We start from the raw sequence: 869 nt of genomic DNA on the forward strand, positions 1-869 counted from the left end.
CTTCCTCGGGTCCGATCCTTTCAATTGAGGCAACTCCTTCGGCACCATACCCGCCGCGTGCAACCCCTCCTTCAACCACCGCTTTGCCTGCTCTTCGCCATGCGACGTCACTTGGGGCGTCTTCCGGTAGGCTCGCGATGATCGCTTCTTCTGATTGATGAGCTCTTCCGAAATCCCTCGCAGCTTCTCGGCGAACTCCTGGCTGCCCCAATACCAGCCACGGCGCAAATGGCTGCATCGCGCGTCCACCTCCTCGGGAATCTCCGGCACTCCGCACTTCTTGAAATCCTCCTCCACTGCGCAGCGGTCCAGTCGCTCTACCAATCGCCTTCGCCCCGCGACCGTGTCCGGCAAATCAAAGCGTTTCATTCCATCCTCTGCCGCCAACCATTTCGGCCGCTTCCCGGGCGGCAACGCCCAACCGCCGGCCACGCTGCTCCATGCATAGTCCATCACGCTCTGACCCTTCTTCGGCTTGACCAACCGCGCCCGCACAGGATTGAGGTGAATGTAGTCGACGAGCGTCCGGTAGCGATACGCATCTTCTCCATCCACAACGATCGCCTTGTAGCGGTCGCCAAACAGTCGGCCCCATGCCCGATGGCGCACGTTGTAACGGCGGGTCACCGTATTCTGCAGCCAGCTCATTCCGGCGACCAAGTTGGCTTCGGGCGTTTCGATGAAAAGGTGGTAATGGTTTCCCATTAGCACCCACGCGTGCACCCGCCAGCCGGTCATCGCACAAGCCTCAGAGAGCGTCGCGAGGAAAAACCGGCGGTCATCGTCGTCATCGAAAATTTTTTCCCGCCGATTGCCGCGTGCCATCACATGGTAAAAAGCACCGGGAAATTCAAGTCGCAGGCTGCGGG

The 869-nt window shown here is 60.1% G+C and carries 1 protein-coding gene; it reads right to left on the reverse strand.

The features are described from left to right. The coding region (locus tag ACFQY0_RS21175) for a transposase (protein ID WP_379717045.1) at positions 1-825 on the reverse strand (825 nt) is incomplete at its 3' end. Positions 826-869 lie beyond the last annotated feature (44 nt).

It is taken from the genome of Haloferula chungangensis (assembly GCF_042664875.1).
Lineage (GTDB): Bacteria > Verrucomicrobiota > Verrucomicrobiia > Verrucomicrobiales > Akkermansiaceae > Haloferula > Haloferula chungangensis.